The organism is Mesorhizobium sp. M1A.F.Ca.IN.020.04.1.1 (genome assembly GCF_003997315.1).
Taxonomy (GTDB): Bacteria; Pseudomonadota; Alphaproteobacteria; order Rhizobiales; family Rhizobiaceae; genus Mesorhizobium.
This window is the reverse complement of record NZ_RZSN01000338.1, coordinates 1-2,415: the sequence shown is the minus strand read 5'-3', so window position 1 is coordinate 2,415 and position 2,415 is coordinate 1. Positions and strand designations below refer to the sequence as shown.

The following is a 2,415-nucleotide window of genomic DNA, read 5'->3' as shown; positions in this document are numbered from 1 at the left end:
GGATCCTGCTCCATCTCCCTGGCCAGCACGATCTTCTGCTGGTTGCCGCCGGAGAAGTTTGCGGTCTTCAGCCGCGGATTGCCGGGCCGGATGTCGTATTTCTCGATCTTGTCCTTCGCGTCGGCCATGATGGCATCGACGTTGAGGAACGGTCCCTTGAGATAGCGCTCGTCGTCGTGATAGCCGAGGATCGAGTTCTCGTGCTCCTCGAAGGCGAGCACCAGCCCGACATGGTGGCGGTCTTCCGGCACATGGGCGAGACCGCGGTCGCGCAATTCGCCGGGATCGGCCTTGCCGGTCAGGTCGATTGGCTTGCCGTCGAGCATGACCTCGCCCGAGACGGCGTGCCGGATGCCGGAGATCGCCTCAAGCAGCTCCGACTGGCCGTTGCCGGCCACGCCGGCGATGCCGACGATCTCGCCGCCGCGCACGTCGAAGGAGACGTCGTCGACCATGGTGACGCCGCGTGAATCCTTGACCGTCAGGTTCTTGACCGAGAGTTTTGTCGCACCGGCCTCCGACTGGCCCTTCTCCACCCGCAACAGCACGCGCCGGCCGACCATCAGTTCGGCCAACTCGCCGACCGTCGTTTCCCTGGTCACCCTGGTCGCCACCATGGTCCCCTGGCGCATGACCGAGACCGTGTCGGTAACGGCCATGATCTCGCGCAGCTTGTGGGTGATCAGCACCACCGTTTTTCCCTGTTCCTTCAGCTGCTTGAGGATGCGGAACAGATGGTCGGCCTCGGCTGGCGTCAGAACCCCTGTCGGCTCGTCGAGGATCAGGATCTCGGCGCCGCGATAGAGCGCCTTGAGGATCTCGACGCGCTGCTGCAGGCCGACCGGCAATTCCTCGATGATGGCGTCGGGATCGACCTCGAGGCCGTATTCGCGCTCCAGCCGTTCGAGCTCGGAGCGCGCCTTGGCGATGCTGCTCTTCAACAGCGCGTCGGTCTCGGCGCCGAGGATGACGTTCTCCAGCACCGTGAAATTGTCGACCAGCATGAAATGTTGGTGCACCATGCCGATGCCGAGCGCTATCGCGTCGTTTGGGGTGTTGATCGACACCGGCGTGCCCGCCACGCGGATTTCGCCGCTGTCGGCCTGGTAGAAGCCATAGAGGATCGACATCAGCGTCGATTTGCCTGCGCCGTTCTCCCCGACAATGCCATGGATGGTGCCGCGCGTGACTTCCAGGTTGATGTCGCGGTTGGCGCGCACGGCGCCAAAACTCTTGTTGATGCCTATGAGCTCGATTGCGGCTTGCGCCATGCAGCCTGTCCCACTCGTTATTTTTTTATCGCTTGGTCAAAATGCCTAGCATGATGCCCCGCCCGTGCCAATTGGCCGGAACGCCATTCACTCTCGACAAATCCCCCCGCGCTTGTCAATTTCGAAGGTGGCCGGGAGCTTCACATTCACAGAGACCGGGATGATGACGATGCCTGACGATCGGCTGACGACGCTGGAAATCCGCGCCGCCGAGCAGGAAAAGACGATCGAGGAACTGTCCGGCCAGATCGCCGAGCAGTGGACGGTGATCGAGCGCATGGAACGCAAGCTCGCCGCCCTTACCGACCGGTTCCTGGCCCTGGAGGAGCAGGCCGCTCCCGACGTGCCGGTGACCAAGCCGCCGCACTACTGAGCCTGCGGGGTCAGCGAGCGAGTTCGAGGAGAACGGTCATGGCCGGTGAAGGAGACCGCATCGCAAGGGCCGGCGACTATGTCTTCGGCCTGATGGACGAACGGGAGCGTGCTCGCGCCGAGCGCGACCTAGAGATCGATCCCGCCTTTCGCGACGCGGTGCTGCGGCTTGCCGAGCGCATGCGTGCTTTGGAGCCGCAGGGAGCGTCGGCCACGGCTTCGGATGAGCGCTGGCAGCTTGTGCAGCGCCGGCTTGGCGAATTGCCGCAAATGCGGTTTGCCGGGCTGGACAAGGGCGATGCGAAGCCGCAGCCGATCGTGATCAACAAGATCGAGCGCAAGCCTTATGGCGTCGGCCTGCATTCCCTTGGCGGCCGGCTCGGCCTGGCTATCGCGCTCGCCCTGGCGGCCGCCTTCGCGCTGGGCTATCTCGCCGGCACGCTATAGGGCGCACGACATCAAAAGCATCGGCTCGCCCTCCTGCTCGAAAGCTTCCGTGGCAGTCCAGCCAAGCGCTTCGTAGAAAGATCGTGCCTGCCAGGTGTAGAGATAGAGCCGGTTGACGCCGGCCGACGCGGCGTGGCCTTCTATGGCCCTGACCAGCGCCGTGCCAACGCCCTGCCCTCGATACGCCTCGTCAACAACAAGCCCGGCGAGCCACGGCGTCAGATCATGCGCGGGGTCGATCTCGTTGCGGACGAAGAGGCAACTTCCGATCGGCGAGCCGCCGAGGCGGGCGACGACAGCCGCCTCGAACCCGTCGCCTGCGATC

Annotated in this window: 4 protein-coding genes; 2 read left to right on the top strand and 2 right to left on the bottom strand. The window is 64.3% G+C overall.

Features of this window, described 5'->3' with window-relative positions; translation table 11 throughout:
* A partial coding sequence (locus tag EOA49_RS31535; protein ID WP_164749373.1) for an ABC transporter ATP-binding protein occupies positions 1-1,271 on the bottom strand: 1,271 nt, incomplete at its 3' end.
* 163 nt (positions 1,272-1,434) lie between these two features.
* On the opposite strand from EOA49_RS31535, the gene EOA49_RS31530 reads away from it, so the two are divergent.
* Together EOA49_RS31530 and EOA49_RS31525 are read left to right on the top strand one after the other, a co-directional pair.
* Entirely contained in the window at positions 1,435-1,644 is a 210-nt protein-coding gene (locus EOA49_RS31530) for a SlyX family protein (RefSeq protein WP_095826868.1), read from the top strand.
* 38 nt (positions 1,645-1,682) lie between these two features.
* On the top strand, positions 1,683-2,090 hold the full coding sequence (locus EOA49_RS31525) for a hypothetical protein (RefSeq protein ID WP_095778792.1): 408 nt from the start codon (positions 1,683-1,685) through the stop codon (positions 2,088-2,090).
* Here EOA49_RS31525 and EOA49_RS31520 read toward each other — a convergent pair.
* The coding region (locus EOA49_RS31520) for a GNAT family N-acetyltransferase (RefSeq protein ID WP_164749372.1) at positions 2,085-2,415 on the bottom strand (331 nt) is incomplete at its 5' end. The two genes, EOA49_RS31525 and EOA49_RS31520, sit on opposite strands and share 6 nt — an antisense overlap.

Excerpts from the sequence above, each read along its gene's own strand:
- EOA49_RS31530 (WP_095826868.1), top strand. The coding sequence starts at position 1,435 with ATGACGATGCCTGACGATCGGCTGACGACGCTGGAAATCCGCGCCGCC.
- EOA49_RS31525 (WP_095778792.1), top strand. The coding sequence starts at position 1,683 with ATGGCCGGTGAAGGAGACCGCATCGCAAGGGCCGGCGACTATGTCTTC.